Raw genomic sequence first — 339 nt, 5'->3', positions numbered from 1 at the left:
AAATTGGAATAAAAATAAAAAGGGCGTGTACAGTCTACATTAGACCGAACACGCCCTTAGTGCTATATTATAGCTAGACCAAATAAAAAAGAGTTACACACTCCCTCGCCAAAGTTTGTTGTGTAACGATTGACCTTATCAATTTGTATGTTACTGTATTAAGTTTATAAAATCAAGTTGATAAATTCGGAAGTGTTGTAACTCTTTTTCATTATTTTGAAAAGGAGTTTTTATTGTGAAGAATAAAATTAAGTACTTGGAAGAAACGGAAAATGTTAGAGAATTATTTAATTTTATAACAGGAGGTCGGTTGGTCGTCTACTTGACATACGACCAACT

Source organism: Staphylococcus sp. GDB20D11A (assembly GCF_016893255.1).
Taxonomy (GTDB): domain Bacteria; phylum Bacillota; class Bacilli; order Staphylococcales; family Staphylococcaceae; genus Staphylococcus; species Staphylococcus aureus.
The sequence above is the reverse complement of the archived record's forward strand: the minus strand, read 5'-3'. Positions refer to the sequence as shown.